Origin of the sequence: Roseobacter sp. HKCCD6576-2 (genome assembly GCF_013179285.1) — a bacterium.
In the GTDB taxonomy this organism is placed as follows: Bacteria; Pseudomonadota; Alphaproteobacteria; order Rhodobacterales; family Rhodobacteraceae; genus Rhodophyticola; species Rhodophyticola oceani.
In genome coordinates, this window is record NZ_WVNW01000002.1 from 223,735 (window position 1) to 245,455 (window position 21,721).

25 protein-coding genes and 2 tRNA genes are annotated in these 21,721 nt (G+C 60.2%); 12 read left to right on the forward strand and 15 right to left on the reverse strand.

The window, feature by feature from the left end:
* Positions 1–48: 48 nt before the first annotated feature.
* The 6 genes from GTF44_RS08170 to GTF44_RS08195 are packed head-to-tail and all read right to left on the reverse strand — an operon-like array spanning position 49 to position 3,731.
* On the reverse strand, positions 49–372 hold the full coding sequence (locus GTF44_RS08170) for a hypothetical protein (RefSeq protein WP_171560764.1): 324 nt from the start codon (positions 370–372) through the stop codon (positions 49–51).
* Entirely contained in the window at positions 362–1,105 is a 744-nt protein-coding gene (locus tag GTF44_RS08175; RefSeq protein ID WP_171560767.1) for a DNA cytosine methyltransferase, read from the reverse strand. Before GTF44_RS08175 ends, GTF44_RS08170 begins: the two co-directional genes overlap by 11 nt.
* 27 nt (positions 1,106–1,132) lie before the next feature.
* Positions 1,133–1,645: a DUF1643 domain-containing protein gene (locus tag GTF44_RS08180; protein ID WP_171560769.1), complete on the reverse strand. Its 513-nt coding sequence runs from the start codon at positions 1,643–1,645 to the stop codon at positions 1,133–1,135.
* Positions 1,646–1,649: 4 nt separating this feature from the next.
* Positions 1,650–2,498: a phosphoadenosine phosphosulfate reductase family protein gene (locus GTF44_RS08185; protein ID WP_171560772.1), complete on the reverse strand. Its 849-nt coding sequence runs from the start codon at positions 2,496–2,498 to the stop codon at positions 1,650–1,652.
* Positions 2,499–2,500: 2 nt separating this feature from the next.
* Positions 2,501–3,295 carry a hypothetical protein gene (locus tag GTF44_RS08190; RefSeq protein ID WP_171560775.1) on the reverse strand — a complete coding sequence of 265 codons (795 nt, stop codon included), beginning with the start codon at positions 3,293–3,295 and terminating at the stop codon, positions 2,501–2,503.
* On the reverse strand, positions 3,288–3,731 hold the full coding sequence (locus GTF44_RS08195) for a hypothetical protein (RefSeq protein ID WP_171560777.1): 444 nt from the start codon (positions 3,729–3,731) through the stop codon (positions 3,288–3,290). The genes GTF44_RS08190 and GTF44_RS08195 overlap by 8 nt, the downstream gene beginning before the upstream one ends.
* 741 nt (positions 3,732–4,472) lie before the next feature.
* On the opposite strand from GTF44_RS08195, the gene GTF44_RS08200 reads away from it, so the two are divergent.
* Positions 4,473–5,411: a pirin family protein gene (locus GTF44_RS08200; RefSeq protein ID WP_171560780.1), complete on the forward strand. Its 939-nt coding sequence runs from the start codon at positions 4,473–4,475 to the stop codon at positions 5,409–5,411.
* Positions 5,412–5,473: 62 nt separating this feature from the next.
* Here GTF44_RS08200 and GTF44_RS08205 read toward each other — a convergent pair whose 3' ends face one another.
* The 3 genes from GTF44_RS08205 to GTF44_RS08215 all read right to left on the reverse strand — a co-directional run bounded on the left by GTF44_RS08205 (position 5,474) and on the right by GTF44_RS08215 (position 6,919).
* Positions 5,474–5,932, reverse strand: a complete 459-nt coding sequence (locus tag GTF44_RS08205) for a GNAT family N-acetyltransferase (protein WP_171560783.1) — start codon at positions 5,930–5,932, stop codon at positions 5,474–5,476.
* A 100-nt stretch (positions 5,933–6,032) separates the two neighbouring features.
* A complete protein-coding gene (locus tag GTF44_RS08210; protein ID WP_171560785.1) occupies positions 6,033–6,524 on the reverse strand; it encodes an SRPBCC domain-containing protein in 492 nt (163 codons plus the stop codon).
* A complete protein-coding gene (locus GTF44_RS08215) occupies positions 6,521–6,919 on the reverse strand; it encodes a helix-turn-helix transcriptional regulator (RefSeq protein WP_253261271.1) in 399 nt (132 codons plus the stop codon). The genes GTF44_RS08210 and GTF44_RS08215 overlap by 4 nt, the downstream gene beginning before the upstream one ends.
* A 67-nt stretch (positions 6,920–6,986) precedes the next feature.
* On the opposite strand from GTF44_RS08215, the gene GTF44_RS08220 reads away from it, so the two are divergent.
* From GTF44_RS08220 to GTF44_RS08240, 5 genes are all read left to right on the forward strand, one after another.
* The gene (locus GTF44_RS08220) at positions 6,987–7,949 is read left to right on the forward strand and encodes a DMT family transporter (protein ID WP_171560788.1); all 963 of its coding nucleotides are present in this window, start codon (positions 6,987–6,989) and stop codon (positions 7,947–7,949) included.
* Positions 7,946–8,491, forward strand: a complete 546-nt coding sequence (locus tag GTF44_RS08225) for a GNAT family N-acetyltransferase (RefSeq protein ID WP_171560791.1) — start codon at positions 7,946–7,948, stop codon at positions 8,489–8,491. The genes GTF44_RS08220 and GTF44_RS08225 overlap by 4 nt, the downstream gene beginning before the upstream one ends.
* 108 nt (positions 8,492–8,599) lie before the next feature.
* A tRNA-Asp gene (locus tag GTF44_RS08230) sits at positions 8,600–8,676 on the forward strand.
* A gap of 34 nt (positions 8,677–8,710) precedes the next feature.
* Positions 8,711–8,787 (forward strand) — tRNA-Asp (locus tag GTF44_RS08235).
* A gap of 302 nt (positions 8,788–9,089) precedes the next feature.
* Complete coding sequence (locus tag GTF44_RS08240) at positions 9,090–9,725, forward strand: hypothetical protein (RefSeq protein WP_171560794.1); 636 nt, start codon at positions 9,090–9,092, stop codon at positions 9,723–9,725.
* 317 nt (positions 9,726–10,042) lie between these two features.
* Here GTF44_RS08240 and mnmA read toward each other — a convergent pair whose 3' ends face one another.
* Positions 10,043–11,191 carry a tRNA 2-thiouridine(34) synthase MnmA gene (gene mnmA, locus GTF44_RS08245; protein WP_171560796.1) on the reverse strand — a complete coding sequence of 383 codons (1,149 nt, stop codon included), beginning with the start codon at positions 11,189–11,191 and terminating at the stop codon, positions 10,043–10,045.
* Between the two features lie 133 nt (positions 11,192–11,324).
* Here mnmA and GTF44_RS08250 point away from each other — a divergent pair, with 133 nt between their 5' ends.
* From GTF44_RS08250 to GTF44_RS22400, 5 genes are all read left to right on the forward strand, one after another.
* On the forward strand, positions 11,325–11,600 hold the full coding sequence (locus GTF44_RS08250; protein ID WP_171560799.1) for a DUF1153 domain-containing protein: 276 nt from the start codon (positions 11,325–11,327) through the stop codon (positions 11,598–11,600).
* A gap of 118 nt (positions 11,601–11,718) precedes the next feature.
* Complete coding sequence (gene ctrA / locus GTF44_RS08255) at positions 11,719–12,432, forward strand: response regulator transcription factor CtrA (RefSeq protein ID WP_145209412.1); 714 nt, start codon at positions 11,719–11,721, stop codon at positions 12,430–12,432.
* Between the two features lie 123 nt (positions 12,433–12,555).
* Entirely contained in the window at positions 12,556–14,772 is a 2,217-nt protein-coding gene (ligA, locus tag GTF44_RS08260; protein WP_171561051.1) for an NAD-dependent DNA ligase LigA, read from the forward strand.
* The gene (recG, locus tag GTF44_RS08265; RefSeq protein ID WP_171560802.1) at positions 14,765–16,861 is read left to right on the forward strand and encodes an ATP-dependent DNA helicase RecG; all 2,097 of its coding nucleotides are present in this window, start codon (positions 14,765–14,767) and stop codon (positions 16,859–16,861) included. Before ligA ends, recG begins: the two co-directional genes overlap by 8 nt.
* Positions 16,862–16,967: 106 nt before the next feature.
* Positions 16,968–17,090: a hypothetical protein gene (locus GTF44_RS22400; RefSeq protein ID WP_290152202.1), complete on the forward strand. Its 123-nt coding sequence runs from the start codon at positions 16,968–16,970 to the stop codon at positions 17,088–17,090.
* 203 nt (positions 17,091–17,293) lie between these two features.
* Here the strand turns inward: GTF44_RS22400 and GTF44_RS08270 are convergent, their stop codons facing one another.
* Entirely contained in the window at positions 17,294–17,746 is a 453-nt protein-coding gene (locus GTF44_RS08270; RefSeq protein ID WP_171561053.1) for an iron-sulfur cluster assembly scaffold protein, read from the reverse strand.
* A 72-nt stretch (positions 17,747–17,818) separates the two neighbouring features.
* On the opposite strand from GTF44_RS08270, the gene hisI reads away from it, so the two are divergent.
* A complete protein-coding gene (gene hisI, locus GTF44_RS08275) occupies positions 17,819–18,178 on the forward strand; it encodes a phosphoribosyl-AMP cyclohydrolase (protein ID WP_171560805.1) in 360 nt (119 codons plus the stop codon).
* A 9-nt stretch (positions 18,179–18,187) separates the two neighbouring features.
* Here the strand turns inward: hisI and gluQRS are convergent, their stop codons facing one another.
* From gluQRS to GTF44_RS08295, 4 genes are all read right to left on the reverse strand, one after another.
* Positions 18,188–19,060 (reverse strand): tRNA glutamyl-Q(34) synthetase GluQRS, encoded by an 873-nt coding sequence (gene gluQRS / locus GTF44_RS08280; protein ID WP_171560808.1) that lies wholly within the window; start codon positions 19,058–19,060, stop codon positions 18,188–18,190.
* On the reverse strand, positions 19,057–19,656 hold the full coding sequence (locus GTF44_RS08285; protein ID WP_171560810.1) for a class I SAM-dependent methyltransferase: 600 nt from the start codon (positions 19,654–19,656) through the stop codon (positions 19,057–19,059). Before GTF44_RS08285 ends, gluQRS begins: the two co-directional genes overlap by 4 nt.
* A 23-nt stretch (positions 19,657–19,679) precedes the next feature.
* The gene (trmFO, locus tag GTF44_RS08290; RefSeq protein WP_171560813.1) at positions 19,680–21,035 is read right to left on the reverse strand and encodes a methylenetetrahydrofolate--tRNA-(uracil(54)-C(5))-methyltransferase (FADH(2)-oxidizing) TrmFO; all 1,356 of its coding nucleotides are present in this window, start codon (positions 21,033–21,035) and stop codon (positions 19,680–19,682) included.
* Positions 21,036–21,098: 63 nt separating this feature from the next.
* Positions 21,099–21,701, reverse strand: a complete 603-nt coding sequence (locus GTF44_RS08295) for a DoxX family protein (RefSeq protein WP_171560816.1) — start codon at positions 21,699–21,701, stop codon at positions 21,099–21,101.
* Between the last annotated feature and the right edge of the window lie 20 nt (positions 21,702–21,721).

A 21,721-nucleotide genomic window follows, 5' to 3' on the forward strand; every position in this document is an offset into this window, starting at 1 on the left:
TTGAGAGAGCGCTCAACCGCTTCTTTTAGCGTGTAAGTCATTGACAGTTTAGTCCTCATAAAGACTCTCCAAATCGTCAAAGATAGCGGCCTCAAATTCTTCACCCAAGCGCTCCTGTCGTTCACGTAATGAAGCGTGGATTGTGGTAAGACCGCCTTTTAACCGCGCAATCTCCGCGTCTTTGGCGGCGTTGTCAGCGGCGAGGGCTAAGCAATTCGCGCAGGGCGCGATCGGCTCGCACGGATCAACAAGATCGGGGAGTTGCCAGCACGGCGGATCGCCAAACTCTGCACATGCTGCGGCGCAAATGGCGAGCAGCCTATCGTCGAAACCGATTGGGTTGGGTGCCGCCCCTCCGTCTCTACTGGTCATTGGGGGTTTCCGGGGTTGTAAGGGCAGAGGCAATGCACATTCCGATCACTTCGGCCATTTCTGGCGGATTGCTGTCGCCAAGCGCTTCAAGCCTGCTGCGTCTCAAAGCTGATTTGGATCGCTCCATTTCTCCGGCAGATCGAGCATCCACTCGTAAAGACCTGAGCTTACCCGGGTCCCAAGCACCTCGGGCATTTGCTGCCCGCGCGACTGCTTCAATCGCTCGTGGTCCCTCGCGCCAGGCGACCTCCAATCGCGACAAGCTGGTGCAGGCCACCAAGTAGACTCTCCGGCGAATGTAAGGTGCGCCAAGATCGCAAGCGCCGAACTCAAGTCGGGCGACGTGGAAACCAGCTTTGGAAAGATCGTTACACACTTCGGCTTCCCACGCCGAATGTCCCGGCGGCTGCTCCACGACAATCCATTCAGCTCCGGCGTTGATCCCAATTCGGAGCATTTCCGGCCAGAGACTGAAGCCTGTACGTTTGTTATGTATTGCTGCGGCAACGCTCGTCTCCTTGCAGGGTGGACCTCCGAAAACAATATCGGCTGGTGGCGGAGAGAATTCTTCGACCGTGCTATGCAGGGCGATGTTCGGCAATCGCCGCGCCAGAACAGAGCGGCGGAACTCATCTTTCTCGACCATAGCGACGGTCGACGACAAACCGGCCCGGTGAAAGCCAAGCGCATGACATCCGATGCACGAAAAAAGATCGATAACCCTTTCTTTCATCGTCCTATCCTTCCATGTCTCTACTGGTCATGAGGGGGCTCCCGAAAGGCTGACAAGCGGCGTATCGTAGCTGAGCATCAGCGGGTGCTTGGGGTCGCCACTCGCCGTCAGTCCCCAGCAAAAGAGAGGTTTGCCCGTTTCGCGCAAAATCGACATGAGAGTGTAGAGTTGGCTATGCAGTTCTCGTGGCAGCTTCCCGCTTGCTCCCCAGCATGGAACCAAAAAGTCAGCCTCCTCGACTATTCGGTCGATGTGGTCACGCCATTCAGGCCCCATCGGGAAAGGCTCTGATGCCAGCGCGCGAACGTCCGTAGCGCGAAATGCAAATGCGTTGCCAACGATAAATCGACGCGCTGCGAGGCGCTGACTAAACCCCCGCCATTTCCGCACCGTCGCATCGTCAAGCGAAGCGTCGGCGGTGGATGGGTTTACGCCGAAAAAAGCGAAGACCTTTTCGCCGCAGCCGATATGGCGGTCCAAGCGATAGCGGTATTGCCCGCACTCCGAGATCACCGCGCCATTTCCTGCAAGATCAAGCATCGCTCTATCCTTCCATGTCGATATTGGTGGGGTGGACTGTGACGCTGCATCCCGAGCACATCGGCATAAACAGATCGGGCTGTTTGGGGGTGCCTCGCGGCTTGCTCTCGCCCCATCCAAATCCATGCGCCGCGCGGGCTTCGGCTTCGAGATCGTCAAGCCATGCGCCCCAGGTCGGATCGAATGCCGCAGCCTCTATGCGCTGCGCCGCCGTCTGCATCGTCCCACACATACACTCGCCAGACCGGCAGAGCGCTTTGGAAACTGGATTGATAGGGATGTTGCGGCTCGCGAGGTACTTGTCGCGGAGTTCTGGGGTCCAATCGTGGATCAGGTTGAACCACATGTTCATGGGGGCGGCGGGGTCCATGCTGACGCGCTTGAGTGTCTTGGATCGGTTTGGGCTTTCTGCTCTGAATGCGCCGTTGAGCAAGAGCACGCGCGTGTTGCGCTTGCCCTGCCGCAGTTCCTTGGAAACAGTCTTGCGGAAGGGGCCAGCCTTGAGCACGTGATAGGCCATTTTGTGGGCGTCGGTGCCTTTGCCGAAGAAGCCCTTGCGCATCACATATTCTTCATACGCCCGGCCAGCGTCAGCGATGACCAAAGGTGCATCGTGCCCATAATTGGCCTCGACATGGGCCTCAGTTGCTTGAAGGCCGCAGCCCGTTCGTCCGTGGATCGACATTGCGACGGGCAGCCCGAGTTCGACGGCTAGCGCATGTGTCGCCGCGCTGTCGTTGCCGCCAGACACCATCGTGACGATGTGCGTTGGATCGAACCACTCGATTGCAAGCCGCACATAGGCAGCGGATTGGTCAATTGCCTGTTCTAGTGTCGCGGGTTCCTGCGTCATGATCATGCGGACACCTCGCCACCTTCTTGGACTGTGACGCTGTAGAAGGCGCACCATGGATTGCGGTCCCAGGCGTCTTGGTGCTGGCGCTTGAACCCTTCACGGTAGTCAAGCCAACCGTCACTCGGATTGCCGTAAGGCCCGCCGGGGGCCATGTGAACCGGGTCAACGCCGGTGGAACGCGCTTCCTTCGGGCTGATCTCCTGAACCCGCTTCACGTCCACATCGCTGACGGTCAGGGTCAGGCGGGAGGCCCAACGGGGCATGGTGATGGAGGGACGCCAGCGCGTTGGGCTATGGCCAGGGGGCCATGTGTATTCGTAATATGTTAGATCACTCAGCCGAACGTTAGCCTTTCGGGCATCTTCACGAGACTCATCAATCAGGCGATGAAGTTGGTCGATGTCATCAACGTCCAGCCACTCTTTGCGCGGGCCGTCCACGTAATCCAGCGCGACTGTTGCATTGTTGTAGTGCCAAGCGCCTATGCGCCACGTCTCGCGGCACCAGAGCCGATCCCCAGGGGCGAACTGAACTTCGAACTGAGGCCAACACATTCGGTCATCTACCTGCCACCAGTTCCAAAAACGAGACATGCCGCGTGGGTTTGTGTCTGTCCGGTGCTGTGAGCAATAGGCGTCGAGATAAGGTGCCTCGTGTTTTTGAACGTGCTTTGGGTGACAGTCTGGCTCTGGCGCTGGCGGCACGTTTTCCAACGGCCTCACGATCAGCGACAAGCGGCCATCCAGCGCGGCGCGCACCTCATGGGGGCGGAGGTCTAGGGGGTGGTCAGTCATTGGCCGCCTGTCCAAGCTCGACCACGTTGTTGAGTTCATGGTCTGGGTGCTGAGAGGCCATATGCCTCGCGAGGTTTTGGAACGTCCGGTTGCAGCACGGGCAGACGCCAGCCTTGGCGCGGTTCTTCATCCGCGTTGCGGCTCCTTTGTAGGCGGCTGCGGATCGCTTTTGGGCTTCCGCATCTGCCTCCGCAGCGCGCCTTCTATCAACCTCATAGGCGTTGTTCTGTTTAAGCCGGTCGCGCTCACGGCGGAGTTTTTCAATCTCAGTTTCACCTGTGACGTAGTGCTGCGAGTGACCATGCGGGCAGTGAAAGGAGCCATGCTCCCTTTGCTGCAGCGCGACCCGATAGACCTCATCTGAGATTCCGAAACGTGTTTTGCACTTACAGCATGTTTCGATCCACAGTTGAGCGCTGAAATCCCATTTAGCCATCACGGCCTCCTTTCTGTGTGGGGGGGCTATTGAGGTAGAGTCCGAAGCGCAAAAGCGATATAGAGCAGGTTTTGGGCGGGCCAGAGCCGAACACTTTGCGGATGTCTCCGCAGGAAAGACACGTCCACTTCGTGTGAGTTCGTGAAAGCGACTTCCGAGGAACCCAAAAACACCTTTGATCAGCCGACATCAGAATGGCCCCCAAAAGATCACGTAGGCAACGACCCAGAAGATGATCGTGGCAATCGAGACAATGATTATCCCGCCGCCCGGTGGTAGACGACGCCCGCTCATGATGTGCACCACGTCACTTGACCGTCAGACATCGCGACGACCTGTTCTGCGGTCAGCGATAGCGAGACCACAAAGGCGATCACATTGACAAAACACGAAGTGCGCCAAGGTTCACTGAACCTGGCTGAACCTGTGGAAATGGGCCAAACCAAGAACGGGCGCTGAATACGAAGCGGTCTCTTGGCTATCTTTGAATGGCTTGGGGAGGGACCGAGTTGTTTACACCGAAGATGTCGGGAGTTCGAGCCTCTCATCACCCACCAATCAATCCAGATTTGAGCAATGCGCAGCGCGGGGCTATCGAGCCTATCCAATACGCGCAGAAGCCTTCTCAACGCCCGCGCAGCGTGCGTTTGCGCACAGCGCCTGTTGGTCGATCCCCCTGCCCAAACCGCCCAACACGTCCTACCTTTACCGCAATCAAGTTTGCCGAAGGAGGCCCTGCCGATGAGCTGGAACCCTGCACTGGACCCCGACTGCCCCACCGAAGACGCGGTTGACGCGATTGAAACCGTGATTGTGCCCCGCGCCCGCGACCTCGGCGATTTCGAGGTGCGCCGAGCCTTGCCCGCGCCGAAACGCCAAATGGTTGGTCCGTTTATCTTCTTCGATCAGATGGGCCCGGCAGAGTTCGTCACCGGCAAAGGTGTGGATATCCGGCCGCATCCGCATATCGGCCTGGCGACCGTGACCTATCTCTACAAGGGCAAATTCCACCATCGCGACAGCCTCGGCACCGATCAATGGATCGAGCCAGGGGCGGTGAACCTGATGACGGCGGCCCATGGCATCACCCATTCGGAGCGGATCGATGGCGAGATGTTGAAGGCGCCCTACAATCTCTTCGGCATCCAGACCTGGATCGCGCTCCCGAAAGGGGCCGAAGACGGTCAGGCCGCGTTTGTTCATGCGGGCAAATCCGAACTGCCGCTTTTGGAAGGCGAGGGCAAAGAAATGCGCCTGATCCTCGGCAACGCTTATGGCGAACGGGCCCCGGTCGAAACCGCGTCCGAGATGTTCTATGCCGATGCGCTGCTGCAACCCGGCGCGCGGCTGCCAATGCCGGACGATCATGAGGATCGCGGGGCGTATGTGGTCTCGGGTCGCGTCGAGATCGCGGGGCAACGCTATGAGGCGGGGCAGATGATGGTCTTCCGCCCTGGCGATCGGGTGTCGATGACCGCCGGCGAAGAGGGCGCGCGGGTGATGATCCTGGGCGGTGAGACGCTCGAAGGCCCGCGCTATATCTGGTGGAACTTCGTCGCCTCCTCAAAGGAACGGATCGAGGAGGCGAAAGAGGCCTGGCGCGCGGGTGATTGGGAACATGGCCGGTTTCAACTGCCACCCACGGACAAGGAGGAGTTCATCCCGCTGCCGGAGCGGTAGGCTTGCTGTTTTCCGCACGTGCTCTTTCTAAACGCCCGCTTCGCCGCCGAAGCGGGCGTTGCTTAAATGGGCTTCTCAAAAAAGACGCGATTGAAGCCGTCTTCTCGTCTCCGCTCAATTTCCTGATAGCCGAGATGTGGATAGATCGACAGATTCTCTGTCATTTTCTCGTTCGTGTAGAGTTTGACCGACGTCGCTTTGGACAGTTTCGCCTCCGCCTCACAAAACTCGATGAGACGCTTGCCGATACCTCGACCTGTCGTGTCCGAGCGAACGGCGACGTTTTCCAGAAGGATGTGATCACCCTCCTGATAAAAGATGATGAACCCAACGACATCGGCCCCTGCGTCGACGGCGACATAGGCATGACCTGACGCAATCAGAGAGCTGAAGTCCGCGACCATTGGGGCGGGCTTTTTCCCAATCGCTGCAACATATTGATCATAAGCGTTTTCTGCACAGGATCGGATAGCGGGCTCATCACGTTTGTGCGCTTGCCTGATCTCAAAGCGTTCGCTCATAGGCCTCTCCAACCCACAGATGAAGAAACCCTATTCCTCCGGGCTGCCAGTGTGCAAGAACGGCGCGGACCGGGGTTTCCTTGCCTTTGAAACCAGCCGTTTACTGCAGCTCGGCCAAGATTTCCGCTAGGATCTCCATACCGGCGGCCCAGCCTTTGTCCATACCTGCGAGGGCAGCGGCAAAACAGGCAACCTCGGCCTCGGTCGCCTCATGCGGTTCCCAGGTTAGCCGCAGTTTGGTTTTGCCTCCGACCTCGCCAAAGGTGACGGTGGTCAGAAGGACGCGGGGCCAATCCGGCATCATCGGGTTGGCGATCACGTTCCAATCCGCATCGGCCATGGAATGGAGCCAGACGAGGCGTTCCGGCGCGACCACTTCGGTATATTCAACCCGCTGATAGTTGGCGTTTCCGTTCCATCTCATCTCTCCCAGCCAGAGACCGCCGGGCGCGACGTCGAACTGATGGATGATGGTCTCAACACCCGGCCCATACCAGCGGGAGAGCAACTCCGGCTCGGTCCAGGCGCGCCAGACGAGCGCAGCGGGCCCGTCAAATTCACGCTCCAGCACAAAGATCGGAGTCTCGGTCATCGGTCTGTCCTCTCTACCGTCTTTAAATCTTCAAGTAATGTGTCGAGTTGGTCGAAACTGCCGGACCAGAACTGTTCGAATTGCTTGAGCCACGCGACGGCGGCGGCCATATGCGCCGCGTTCAGCCGGGCAGGGCGGCGTTGCTTGTCGATGGCCCGTTCGACGAGGCCGGCGCGTTCCAGCACTTTAAGATGTTTCGAAATCGCGGGCTGGCTCATCTGAAACGGCGCGGCGATGTCGTGGACGGGCGCGTCGCCTTGGGCAAGCCGGGATAAAATGGCCCGGCGCGTTGGATCGGCCAGGGCGGCGAAAACCGCGTCCAGGTTGGGGTGCCCCTCTTTATAACCAAATTGTTCCATAACTAGATGGTTATTTCGTTTGGCCCCATCCGTCAAGCGGACCGATCGGCTGGCTCTGGCGCGCACCGGTTTTTTCGCGTAGCGGGCAGGGAGGAGGGGTGACATGGCTGAGTCTGTCGAGATCAAATCGGGCAGCGATGGTAAGGCCGCCATTGGGTTGATCCTGATGGCCATGTTCTTCATCTCGATCAACGACATGATGATCAAGGCGCTGTCGGACGGCTATCCGTTGCATCAGATGGTTTTTATCCGCTCGGCCATTGGCATCTGCATTGCGCTGATGATTTTGCGGATGGAGGGCGGTTTCCATCTGCTCAAGACCACGCAACCTGGCTTGCATTTGATCCGCGCGCTGTTGATCGTCTTCGCGAATATGACATTCTTCGCCGCTTTGGCGGTGATGCCGCTTGCGACGGCGACGGCGATCTTTTTCGTCGCGCCGCTCTTCATCACGCTGCTCTCGATCCCGATTCTGGGGGAGAAGGTGGGTCCACGGCGTTTCGGTGCGGTGATTGTGGGGTTCTTGGGGGTCGTGGTGATGACGCAACCCTGGAGTGACGCCGATGCCGGCGCGGCGGGAGGGTGGACATTGGCTTTGCCGATTTTGGCCGCCCTTGGCTATGCGGGGATGAATGTGTTGACCCGGAAGCTTGGGGTGAAATCGAGCGCTGCTGCGATGGCGATCTATATTCAGGGTGCGTTTCTCTGTGTCGGCGGGATTTTCTTTTTGGTTGCCGGCGATGGGCGATTTGCCGAACGGGTCGAGCATGACAGTCTGATCTTCTTGCTGCGCGCCTGGACCTGGCCCGCGACCGAAGACGTTTGGATGTTCGTACTGATTGGGGTTTTGGGTGGCGGCATTGGCTATGCGATCAGCCAGGCTTATCGGACCGGCGCGCCCGCCACCGTGGCCCCCTTCGAATACGCGGCTTTGCCAATGGCGATTTTCTGGGGCTGGGTGGTGTTTGGCGAGGTCCCGTCAGCGGCGGTTTGGGTCGGGATTGTGCTGATTGCGTCGGCGGGGCTTTATGTGTTTTGGCGCGAACGACAGGCGTCAGAGACATGAGTTTGGTGATCCGCCCGGCCTGTGAGGATGACTTGCCTGGGCTTCGGGCCCTGCATATTGCCAATTGGCAAACCACCTATGCCCCCTGCTTCAAAGCTGGCGCTTTAGATGCGCCGTTGACGGCGATGATGTCGCAGAAATGGGTCCCCGATGTTTTGGACAAAGCTGAGGTTGCGGTGGCGGAGTGGGACGGCGCTTTGGCGGGTTTTGCGCTTTGGTATCCCCACCATGAGGAGGGGCCGTATCTGGACAACTTACATACTGGCGCCGGGATGCGCGGGAAGGGTGTTGGGCGGCACCTGATGCGGGCAATCTGCGCCGACTTGCGGCGGCGTGGCCTGTCATCTCTGTCGCTGGTTGTTTTGGAGGAGAACAAGGCGACCCGGACGGTGTATCGGCATTGGGGTGGTGTCGAGGGACCTGTGTTCGACGATCCGCTTTTGGGCGAAACCGTCCCGGCGCGGCGGATGTTCTGGCCAGATTTGGACGTCTTGGAGGCCTGTTTGGCTGGTGACGCCACGCGTTCGCGGGGCGGATCCTAATCCTTAGTCAGATGGGTGGAGATTTTGAGTGCATGCCCGCTTGACGAGGCGCGGTGCGCAGCATAGACCACACGTCACGCCGAAGCGGATGCGTAAGGCGGATGGTGAGCGGTTGTAGCTCAGTTGGTTAGAGTACCGGCCTGTCACGCCGGGGGTCGCGGGTTCGAGCCCCGTCAACCGCGCCACCACCATCGCTCTTGCATCCTGTTTCGCGTCTGCGCGGTTGTAGCTCAGTTGGTTAGAGTACCGGCCTGTCACGCCGGGGGTCGCGGGTTCGAGCCCCGTCAACCGCGCCACGTCTTCCCCTTTGGTTGGAATATGCCCTGATGGGCAGTGTCGGCGCGTCGGCTCGTGACCCCTGGGCGGAGTCCTCGCCAACGCGCGCTGTCGCGGGATTATGGGCAAGGTCGCGTGGCGCTTGACCAGTTTAGGTGCTGCTGCGACCTAGTGCGTTCCGACATCACATCTGTGGAGCCGCGCTGGCATCTGCCGGTTTGGCTGCTATCGTTTTGGCATGAGATTGGGGCCATGCAGTTTGATTGCGGCAGGGGTGGCGGCTTGGGCCTCTTGGGCCGTTGCGCAAGAGCCAGATGTTTTGATGCCTGGCGCTGTCGAGGATTTGACGGGGCAGGCTCATTTTGGGGAGATGGCTTTTCTGTCGGAGTTGCAGGCGCATGTTCCCGGCTTTCTGGCCCGGCCTGGGCCGCCGGATGTGTCGGCCGCAGAGGGCGATCCGTTTTATTGGGTCATTCAAGGCTCGTTTGGGGCACCCGGCGGGCGGATTCCGGCGGGGCTGGTGCATTGCGCCCGTTATGGTTTGGCGATTCGCGACCAGATGGCTGCGCGTCGCGTCTCTGACCCCGAGGTGTTTCCGCTGTTGACCGCAACGCGGGCGGAGCGAGATGATTTGGAGACCTGGCCCGAGGAGGCGGTGGCCCTTCTGCGGTGTAGCTTTGCTTGGGATGATGCGCGGCGGCTGCGCCCTTGGACGGAAGATGAGGCCCACGCGCTGCTCGCTCTCGGGTTTGCGGAGACGGTTCGCGTCGACGACACAGTGATCCGTGCGGAAGAGGGGGAGCATATTCGCGCTCAATATGGCGCCGAGGGGTATCGGCTGGTTGGGCGGGATGGGCCGCGTTCAAGCTATCAATGGGTGGAGCGGGTTCAGGTGGTTCGCCAGATCAGCCATCAGCGGGTGAGCTTTCGGGTGTTTTTGATGGGCGGGGGCGTCTGATTGGGCGCGCGCGCAAGAGATTTGTGCCTCCGGCGGGGATATTTTGCAGCAGAGAAGCGAGGACCGGGTCAGGTGGCGGCACAGATTACCGCCCGCGCGGCTCAGGATCTTGGCGTGTTTGATTTCACCAGATGAAGGGTCATTTCGCACGCCATCGGTTGTGTTGCAGAAATGGCCGGTCGCTATCAGGTCTTGAGCAACGTGGCCCACGCGCTCATCCGGCGCAGGGCCTCTTTTGGGGCGCGGGGGCCGGCCATAGCGTGCCGCAGGCAGGCGGCCACCAAGAGGCGTCCGAAACTCGGACGCCCTCCGATCACCTATTGTCCGCGCCAGATCCAGCCACCGCCAAAGATGCGGCTGCCTTCGGGGGCATAGAACACACAAGCCTGGCCCGGGCTTACCCCTTCTTCTGGGGTCAGCAATTCAACCTCGGCCTCCGTCTCGGAGATGGGGCGGATGATCGCGTCCCGCGGCGGGCGGGTGGAGCGGATTTTCACGCCCATATGCCATTCGTCCTGCGAGGTGAACGGCGCATCGCCCAGCCAGTTGATCTCACGGACCGGGACGACACGAGTGGAAAGCGCCTCTTTCGGGCCGACCACAACACGGCGGTTGTCGGGGTCGAGTTTCACCACATAGAGCGGATCGGTCAGCCCGCCGATGCCAAGCCCGCGCCGCTGGCCGATCGTGTAATGGATCACGCCCGTGTGCTGGCCCAGGACTTGGCCTTCCATATCGACGATCTGGCCCGGCTCACCCGCGCCCGGACGCAGCTTTTCGATCACGGCGGCATAATTGCCATTGGGTACGAAGCAGATGTCTTGGCTGTCCGGTTTGTCAGCCACGCTCAGCCCGTATTTTCCGGCCAAGGCCCGGGTCTCCGCTTTCGAGGTCAGATGACCAAGCGGGAAGCGCAGATAAGACAGCTGTTCCGGCGTGGTGGAAAACAAAAAATAGGATTGGTCGCGGCTTGCATCAGCTGCGGAGTGCAATTCTGGCCCTTCTAGTCCCATTTTCCGCTGTATATAGTGCCCGGTGGCCATGCAATCGGCGTCGAGATCTTTCGCGGTTTCCAAAAGATCTTTGAATTTCACCCGCTCGTTGCAGCGAATGCAGGGCACAGGTGTCGCGCCCGCCAAATAACTATCGGCGAATTCGTCGATCACCGCCTCCCGAAAGGTATTTTCATAATCCAGCACATAATGCGGGAAACCCATTTCCTCGGCCACACGACGCGCATCATGGATATCCCGCCCGGCGCAACAGGCGCCTTTCTTGGCCAGCGCCGCACCGTGATCGTAAAGCTGTAATGTCACGCCAACGACATCATAGCCTTCTTCCGCTAATTGCGCAGCGACAACGGAGCTGTCGACCCCCCCCGACATGGCGACGACGACGCGTGTGTCCGCCGGCGCTTTGGCAAAGCCAAGCGAGTTCAACGCGTCTGTCGGGCGGTCAAGGGCCATCAGGCTGCTCCTGCGGGGGTGAGTTCCAGCGCAATATAGGAAAATGCGCCCTATCCTCAAGCCCCGCACTTACTCCTCTTTAAGCAGTTTCTTGCAAGTTTTTGGCCGAATACTGATATGAGAGAGGATCATCATGTATATCCGGCGTATAAAAGGGCCGCATGTTGTCACATTGCCCGACGGCACGCAGATGACCCGGGCAGACTTGCCCAGCCCAACAACCCGCCGTTGGGTCGCCAGCCGCAAGGCCGCGGTGGTGCGGGCGGTTGAGTTTGGGTTGGTTTCCGCGACGGAAGCTATGGAGACTTGGAGTCTGTCCGAAGAGGAATTAACTGCGTGGAAAGAGGCGGTTGCGACCCATGGTGAAGCCGCCTTGCGGGCAACCGCCATACAACGTTACCGTCAATAAATGGCATTTACGGGATTGAAACTTAGACCACCGTGCGGAACTATCTAAAAGGGTAACTTGTAATTAACCATTTCACCTCAGGGTAGCGTCAACGCCGGATAAGAATCGGAGAGAATTGATGCGCGTCCTGTTGGTCGAAGACGATCCCACCACTTCGAAAAGCATCGAGATGATGTTGAGCCATGCCGATCTGAACGTGTATTCGACACCTCTTGGCGAAGAAGGGATCGATCTCGCAAAGCTTTATGATTACGATTTAATTCTTCTTGATCTAAACTTGCCTGATATGACTGGCCATGAAGTCCTGCGGCAGTTGCGTCTCGCGCGGATCGAGACGCCGATACTGATCCTCTCGGGTGCAGACGATACCGAAAACAAGCTGAAGGGGTTCGGGTTCGGTGCGGATGACTACCTGACCAAGCCGTTCCACCGTGAAGAGCTTGTCGCGCGAATCCACGCGATCATTCGCCGGTCGAAAGGCCATGCGCAGTCGGTGATCAAAACAGGATCAATCGCGGTGAATCTCGACGCGAAAACCGTTGATGTCGAAGGCCGCGCCGTTCATCTGACTGGCAAGGAATATCAGATGCTGGAGTTGTTGAGTCTCCGCAAAGGCACGACGCTGACCAAAGAGATGTTCTTGAACCATCTCTATGGCGGCATGGATGAACCCGAGTTGAAAATCATCGATGTCTTCATCTGCAAGCTGCGCAAGAAGCTCAGTCAGGCGACAGGTGGCGACAATCATATCGAGACGGTTTGGGGCAGGGGATATGTCTTGCGCGATCCGCAGCCCGCGCTCAACACAGAGCACATCGCCGCGAGCGCCTGATCGGGCCGCCGTCGACATCTCGCACTGGACCTGACGGCGCCTGCCTCCTATCACTCTGCAAGGATCAGAGCGCGGGAGCGGAGTATGAGCAAGGCAGGCGCAAAGCAGGGCCAGGTCGCCGCCATGACGAGGGCTGAGGCAGAGGCGCGCTTGGCTGAGTTGGCGCGAGAGATTGCCGCTGCAAATCTGGCCTATCATCAGGATGATGCCCCTGAGATCAGCGACGCGGATTATGACGCGCTGAAGAAAGAGAACACGGCGCTCGAGGCCGCGTTCCCCGACCTCAAACGCAGTGACAGCCCGAGCGAACATGTGGGGGCCGCCCCGGCAGAGGGGTTTTCGAAGGTTGCGCATGCCGAGCGAATGCTCTCGCTCAGCAATGCGTTTGATGCCGAGGATGTGGCGGAATTTGCAAGCTTCATTCGCCGGTATCTGGGGATGGAGCCCGCTGAGAAACTGGCCTTTACTGCAGAACCCAAGATAGATGGATTATCGCTCTCCCTTCGATACGAAGAGGGCGTTTTGGTTCAGGCTGCAACGCGTGGCGATGGCGCTGTTGGTGAAAATGTCACCGCAAATGCACGAACCATTACGGATATCCCAGAGCGGCTCGACGGTGCACCGGACCTGTTGGAGGTCCGCGGTGAGGTATATATGAGCCACGCGGATTTTACTGCGCTCAATACCCGCCAAGCCGAGGCTGGTGAGAAAACTTTCGCCAACCCACGCAATGCGGCTGCAGGATCACTCCGCCAGCTTGATCCGAGAATAACACGCGCCCGCCCGCTGCGGTTTTTCGCATATGCTTGGGGTGCGGTGTCCGACCCGTTGGCCGATACCCAAATGGAGGCGATTGGACGGCTCGCCGATCTGGGGTTTCAGACCAATAACCTTACCCGACGCTGCGAGAGCACGGATGAGCTTTTGGCGCATTACGCCGCAATCGAACAGGCGCGGGCCACGCTAGGCTATGACATTGATGGCGTGGTTTACAAACTCGACGATCTGGCGCTGCAACAACGGCTTGGCCTCCGATCGACAACGCCGCGATGGGCCATCGCTCATAAATTCCCCGCCGAACTGGCATGGACGCGGCTTGAGAAGATCGAGATCCAGGTTGGCCGGACTGGCGCGCTGTCCCCCGTTGCGCGGCTCACCCCGGTCACGGTCGGAGGTGTCGTTGTGTCTAACGCGACGCTTCACAATGAAGACTACATTGCCGGTCGCGATGCGAAGGGTGGCCCGATCCGCGGCGGCAAGGACATTCGCGAGGGCGATTGGGTCCAGGTCTATCGCGCGGGCGATGTGATCCCGAAAGTGGCCGATGTCGATCTGTCGAAGCGCCCCGACGCCGCCGCGCCCTTCGTCTTCCCGGAGATCTGCCCTGAGTGCAATTCAGACGCCGTGCGCGAAGAGGGGGATGCCGTCCGCCGCTGCACCGGCGGCTTGATCTGCCCCGCGCAGGCCGTTGAAAAGCTGAAGCACTTCGTTTCTCGCGCTGCGTTCGATATCGAGGGTCTTGGCGCGAAACAAGTGGAGCAATTCTACAAAGATACCTGGATCGCGGAACCTGCCGATATCTTCGAACTGGAAGCCCGGTATGGAACGGGATTGCAGCAGCTGAAGAACCGCGAAGGTTGGGGCGAAACCTCGGCCAGCAATCTCTTTGCTGCGATCAATGACAAGCGAACAATCCCCTTGGCTCGGGTGATCTTCGCGCTTGGTATCCGGCATGTGGGCGAAGTTGCGGCGTCCGATCTGGCGCGCCACTACGGCAGTTGGGACGAGTTCCTGTCCGCCATCGATGCCGCCGCGCCAGCCGCTGATCGGCACCGCGCGGCGGAGGACGCGCTGGCGGTAGAGCGTCGGCAGGCCGCTGATGACGGGCGTCGCGCCAATCTGGCTGCGGTGAGACAGGCGGCGTGGGACGGGCTTGATCCGTCAGCGCGGACTGCCTGGAACGATCTGGTTGGCATCGACGGGATCGGTGCAACCGTGGCCGTCTCTCTGGTGATGAGTTTTCAACAGGCTCGCGAGCGCGCCTCCATCGATCGATTGGCCGCGCATCTCACGGTGGAAAATGCGGAGATGCCAGCGGCATCAGACAGTCCCGTCGCCGGCAAAACTGTGGTCTTCACGGGCAGTTTGGAAAAGATGACCCGCGCCGAGGCGAAGGCACGGGCCGAAGGTTTGGGTGCGAAAGTGGCGGGGTCCGTTTCGGCAAAGACCGATCTTCTGGTCGCGGGGCCCGGGGCCGGGTCAAAGGCCAAGAAAGCCGCCGATCTTGGTGTTGAGACCATCGATGAGGACGCTTGGCTGGCGTTGATCGGCGATGCCTGAAGCCCGGGGCAGGCCAGAGATACTCTTCCCGCTTTTCGCCGGGCTTGATACGCTTGATGGTGTCGGCCCGAAGACCGCGAAACACTATGCGGGCCTTCATGTGGAAACGCCGAAAGACCTGCTGCTGACATTGCCGATTGGCGGTATGGATCGCAGCCGCCGCGCGTCTATCCGTGAGGTGGATCTGCCCGGCATGGCGACGGTTGAGGTGACGGTCGGAAAGCACCGCAAGCCGAGCGGGCGGGGGCCATATCGGATCGAGGTGAGCGATGCGCAGACCAGCTTCCAGCTCGTGTTTTTCCATGCGCGCGGCGACTATCTGGAACGGGTCCTGCCGACCGGAAGCCGCCGGGTGGTCTCGGGCAAAGTGGAGCTTTTTGAGAGCATCGCGCAGATGCCGCACCCTGACCACATCCTGCCGCCGGAAGAGGCCGGCCAAATCCCCGCTTACGAGCCGGTTTATCCGCTGACGGCGGGTGTTACACAGAAAGGCATGGCGAAAGCGGTCGCCTCCGCCTTGCCGCGCGCGCCCTATCTCGGGGAATGGATCGACCTGGAGCTGCTGAAACGCAAAGGCTGGCCCGCCTGGCCGGAGGCGCTGGCCCAGGCGCATCATCCGCAAGGCCCCGAAGACCTCTCACGCAGCGCGAAAGCGCGTGAACGCCTGGCCTATGATGAGTTGTTGGCCCATCAGATGACCCTCGGCCTCGCTCGCTTATCGGTGCGCAAAGCCAAAGGATTCGCGTCGATCGGCGATGGGTATTTGCGGCAAAAGGTGTTGGACTCTCTGCCGTTTAGCCCGACCGGCGCGCAACTGCGCGCCTTGGACGAGATCGCGGCTGATATGGGCGAACCGGTGCGGATGAGCCGGCTGTTGCAAGGCGATGTGGGGGCGGGCAAAACCCTGGTGGGGCTCATGGCGCTTTTGATCGCGGTCGAGGCCGGGGGGCAGGGGGTGATGATGGCGCCGACCTCGATCCTGGCGGCGCAACATTACAGCAACCTGAAACCGCTGGCGGAGACCGCGGGCGTTGTGATCGAAATGCTGACCGGGGCCGATAAAGGCGCGGAGCGGAAGGCGAAGCTCGCGGCCCTGGCGCGCGGCGACATTCAGATCCTCGTTGGCACCCATGCCGTGTTCCAGGACGATGTGGAATTTGCCGATTTGCGCCTGGCGATTGTTGATGAGCAACACCGGTTTGGCGTGCACGAAAGAATTCGGCTGAGCCGGAAGGGCCGGGCGGCGGACATGCTGGTGATGACAGCGACGCCGATCCCGCGCACGCTCAGCCTCGCGCAATACGGCGATATGGATATTAGCGTCTTGGACGAGAAACCGCCGGGCCGGACACCGGTGAAGACGGCGCTGATTTCCACCGGGCGGATCGCCGAAGTGGTGCAGCATTTGCGCGATGCGGTGGAAGAGGGGCGACAGGCCTATTGGGTCTGCCCGCTGGTTGAGGAAAGCGAAGTTTACGAAGCGACCGCGGCGGAGGAACGGTTCAAAGCGCTGCGCGCCGAACTTGGAGAAGGCGTCGTGGGCTTGGTCCATGGACAATTGCCGCAGGCGGAGAAAGACCGCGCTATGGCGGATTTCCAGGCCGGTCGGACCCGGGTGTTGGTCGCCACAACGGTCATCGAGGTTGGGGTGGATGTGCCCAATGCCTCGATCATGGTGATCGAACAGGCGGAGATTTTCGGCCTGGCGCAGCTCCACCAACTCCGGGGTCGGGTGGGGCGCGGGGCGGCGGCCTCCACCTGTCTCTTGATGTATCGCAGCCCGTTGGGCGAGAGTGCGAAACGGCGGTTGAGCGTGTTGCGCGAAACCGAAGATGGCTTTCGGATCGCCGAGGAAGACCTCGCCATTCGCGGCGCAGGCGACCTGATCGGTACGGCGCAATCGGGTATGCCGCGCTTTAGGGTGGCCGATCTGGAGAGCCAAACCGCGCTGATGGCAATCGCGCAGAGCGATGCGCGGGCATTGCTTGAACGAGACCCGAAACTTGAGAGCCCGCGCGGGCAATCGATGCGGGTCTTGCTTTGGCTCCTGGAGCAGGAGAAAGCAATTCGCCTGATTTCAGTTGGTTAACACGTGAAATCGGCTTTTGTTCGCACATGTTCTCAAAAAGTTCTTTACATGGTGGCGAGAAAATGAGAACAAAAGGTCAACAAAAGATTGAGACAGGACCGCCCCCATGATTGCCCAAGCCGCCCGTATTCTCGCCCAATCCCGTGACACGCTGCTCTCTGATAGCGTCGGCGTGCTGCTTTTGGCTGGTCTGACGGTTGGCCTGTTTCATCTGCCCGGATTGATCTGACATCACGACACTGCCTGCGGTCTGTCAGGGGCCTTTATTCGGCGCGGCCCGTCCCCATTTGCCGCCCCGATCTCACTGCCTGATGAATGTGGTTTCTGCCTGAGCCTGCATTCGGGGCCCTGACCTAGAGACACGCGACTGCCGCCGCCTCCATTGCCCCGGAGCGCGGCGGTTTTTTTATCAACGGGTATTGAGTTGGGCGCTCAGGCGCAGTCGGCTTGCTGCGCTTTCGCCATGGCTTGAGAGGTGGCTTCGAGCGCCAACATGATCGAGGCATGGCGGTTCTTGTAATCCCGCGCGGGTTCGAGAACGTCATATCCCGCAAACGGCGCGCCCGGGGGCGGCCCACCGTCTTTCAGCATCGCTTTCAGCGCATCGCGGGCGGCCTCGACCTCGGCCTGTGTCCGGCCCAGGATGTTTTGCCCCATCAACGCGGCGGAGGCCTGGCCCAGGGCGCAGGCTTTCACGTCTTGGCCAAAGCGGCTGATCCGCCCGTCTTCGACGTCCAAATCCACCGTCACGGTCGACCCACAGAGCGGCGCGCGCTTCTTCACGCTGGCCATGGGCGCCTCCAAGCGCTCGGACAAAGGCATATCCGCGGCCAGCGCCAAGATGCGCTGCGAATAAAGCTTGATCAGATCGGTCTCGGCGGTCATCGGTTTGCCTTCCATCGCGTCTCGCCTATAGGTAGCGGCGCTGACCCGCTTTGCAAAGAGGCCCCGCGCAAGATGTCATTCGATCCTGAAACACTCCGTTACAATGCTGACGGGCTTTTGCCCGCGATTGCCCAAGAGGCCGAGACGGGCGAGGTTTTGATGCTGGCCTGGATGAATGCTGCCGCCGTGGCGCAGACCCTTGAGACGGGCCGCGTCACCTATTGGTCGCGCTCGCGGCAGGCGTTCTGGGTGAAAGGCGAGACCAGCGGTCATTTGCAGCATTTGGTGGAGATGCGGGTCGATTGCGATCGCGACTGTCTGCTGGTTCTGGTCCGGCAAGACGGCCCCGCCTGCCACACCAATCGCCGGGTGTGTTTCTACACCGCGATTCGCGATGGCGAAGAGGTGGAGCTGATGGCCCCGGAAGAGTAACACTGCGCGCTAAAGACCTATCATCGCTCGAATATCTTCTGGGCTGGCACCCTCCGCCCGATATTTTGCGATGGCCCGCGCATCATCGCGTTTGGCGAGGCGTTTGCCTGCGTCGTCCCGGATCAGGCGGTGGTGATGATAGATGGGTGTGGGTAGGCCCAGAAGCCGTTGGAGCAACACATGGATCGCGGTTGCCTCCGAGAGGTCGGCGCCGCGGATCACATGGGTGATGTTTTGTGCTGCGTCATCTAACACGACGGAGAGATGATACGACGTGCCCATGTCACGCCGGGCCAACACGATATCGCCGATGTGTTCCAGAAAATGCTCTGGAGACAGATGGACGGTGCCGGGGGTTACGCCATCTCCTTCGCCCATCTCAAGATAACTGAGGGAGGGCGTTTTCATGTGCTCCACCGCGGCGCGCATGTTCAACCTCCAGACCCCCGCCGCGAAGAGCACGTTGCGCGCCTCAGCCGGTGAGATGCGACAGGTGCCGGGATACAGGAGGCCGTCCGGGCCGGTCGGTAACGCGGCCCCTTCTTGCGGGGCGTTGAGCGCGGCCAAGATGTCTTTGCGGTTGCAGTGGCAGGGATAGATCAGACCGAGCGTGTGGAGTTGGCGCAAAGCGGCGTCATAGCTGGCCATCTGCTCGGATTGGCGCAGTACCGGATCGGGCCAGGAGAGGCCGAGCCAGCTCAGATCATCGAAAATCTGTGCCTCCCATTCCGGTCGAGATCGGGATTTGTCGATATCCTCAATTCGGAGCAGAAATCGCCCGCGCGCATCTTGTGCCATGTCATAGGCCAAGCAGGCCGAATACGCATGGCCCAGATGCAGCGGGCCGGTTGGAGATGGGGCAAAGCGTGTGGTGAATGTCACGTCTTTTCAAGAACATATACGGTGGATTTCACGTCGATCTCTGGCAGGTGGTCCCCGCGTTCTTCGAACAGCGTGCGGACCGTGCCACGTTCCCGCGCCGCAGCGAGCGTCGCGGGATACTCTGGGATTTCTAATGCATGATCGTTGTAGGAGAACACCAACCGCCCACCAGGCCGTAACAGATCAAGGCATGTGCCGAAGAGAGAGGCCGGCGCCGCGCCTGGGCCAATTACGCCGACGGCAGCCACCACATCATAGCTGTCTGGCGGCGTCTCGCCAGACAGAAACAGGTGCCGATAGAGGCCGCGCGCGCTGGCGTGATCCAACATGCCGGACGACAAATCGCAGCCATCGATCACCGAAAATCCCTCGGCCGTCAGCGCCACGCCGGACAGCCCGGTGCCGCAACCCATGTCGAGGATCGGTGCGTCGAGCGACAGGCCCGTGCTTCGAAGCGCTGCCGCACATCGCGCAGGTGTGGCATAGCCATTCGCGCCGACCTCGGCATCATAGGTCTCGGCCCATTTGTCATAATACTCCTGCACAGCACGTTTGCCTTGGAGCCCATAGACTTTCTTCAGAAATCCATCCGTCATGCGCCCGAGCCTAGCAGCGAGGTTTAGGCGGCGTCCAGCGTGGTCTGACCAAGCCATTCGGTCCAGGCGACTTTGGCGCGATCAGTGTAGGCTTTGTAGCGATCCTTGCGCCCCCGACGCCCCCCCTTCAGGCCCTCGACGGGCGGGAAGAGGCCGAAATTCACGTTCATCGGCTGGAAGGTCTTTGCCTCCGCGCCGCCTGTGATGTGATGGATCAGCGCGCCCATCGCGGTGACGTGCGGCACAGGCGCTAAGGTTTCGCCCCGCAGTTCTGCAGCGGCCATGCGCCCGGCAAGAAGCCCCATGGCGGCGGATTCGACATAGCCTTCGACGCCGGTAATTTGCCCAGCAAAGCGGATATGCGGCTTTGAGCGAAGGCGCATTTGATCATCAAGCAAGGTGGGCGAGTTGATGAAGGTGTTCCTGTGGATGCCGCCAAGGCGGGCAAAGCTCGCGTTTTCCAACCCAGGGATCATTTTGAAAACAGTGCTTTGCGCGCCATATTTCATCTTCGTCTGGAAGCCGACGATATTGAACAAAGTGCCCAGCTTATTGTCACGCCGGAGCTGCACAACCGCATAAGCTTTCACATCCGGTTGATGCGGGTTGGTCAGACCTACGGGCTTCATCGGACCAAAGCGCAAGGTCTCCCGCCCGCGTTCCGCCATCACCTCAATCGGCAGGCAGCCATCGAAATAGCCAGCCGTCTCACCCGGTTTGAACGCCGTCTTCTCCGCACTTAGAAGGGCGTCGATGAACGCTTCATATTGATCGCGGTCCATCGGGCAGTTGAGATAGGCCGTGCGTTCTTCCTCGGTCTCGCCCTTGTCATAGCGCGATTGCATCCAGGCTTTCGACATGTCGATGCTGTCGGCATAGACGATCGGGGCGATGGCGTCGAAAAAGGCCAGGCTGTCTTGGCCCGTCTCCGCCGCAATGGCCTCGGCCAGGGCACCTGAGGTGAGAGGGCCTGTCGCGATGATAACGGGGCCGGTCTCGGGTAGGGCGGTAATTTCATCGCCGGAGATTGTGACGAGCGGATGGGCCTGCAGCCGTGCCGTGACATCCGCCGCAAAGGGCTCCCGATCAACGGCCAGGGCTCCACCGGCGGGCAGGCGATGACGGTCCGCCATCTCCATGATCAATCCGCCCGCTTCGCGCATCTCCCAATGCAAAAGACCGACGGCGTTTTGCTCATTATCGTCGGAGCGGAAGGAATTGGAGCAGACCATTTCCGCAAGATCGCCCGTTTGATGGGCGAAGGTGCCGGTCTTGGGTCGCATTTCGTGGATCACCACGGGAACGCCCATTTGAACGGCTTGCCACGCGGCCTCGGATCCGGCCATGCCGCCGCCGATGATATGAAGGGGGTGTGTCATAGCGGCGGATGTATCCGCCTGAGCCAGTCTTGAAAAGGGGCGCACCCGGCCCCGATTGTGTTTTTATGGGGCCGTCAGGGCGTGGCGCATCTGCGCGGTTATGCGCTCGTCATCTTCCAGTTCGGAGAAGTCGGGCATGACCTCCTCTTCCGCCATCGCAACAACGCGTGCGACACGGTTTGCCACCCCCTCTGGCATCTGCTCAGGATCCTCCGGGGCCACAAACTCGACCGTGCGGCGGATTCGGCGGGGCGTCACATGGCGCCGAATAGCGCGGCGCCCGAGGCGGTTTTGCGGCGCATTCTCCGCATAGGTCAGGATCAATGCCGCGATCAACGCCAGATCGCGCCAGAAACTTCCCAACTCCTGTTCCAAGCCCAATTCGAGCATCTTTAGGTAAGAAGCAAAGAACGTCATCAAGCCGAGCAGCAAAGCCGCGCCGCGCATCCAGACGCCAATCATGACCAGATATGCCAACCCAAAGACGACGACTGCCGCCAGGATGGACGCATAAGGTGCCGGTGCGATCTGAGATGTCAGCGGTGTCAGATCAGTCCCCGGGATCAATTGCAGCGCCGCCGCAATAAAATACGATGCGATCAGTATTCGAAGAACATTCTGGGCCGCTGTGCTAAGAACCACACTGTCGGATTTTCCGGTTTGCATCTTGTTTTCCCAAAGCTCGT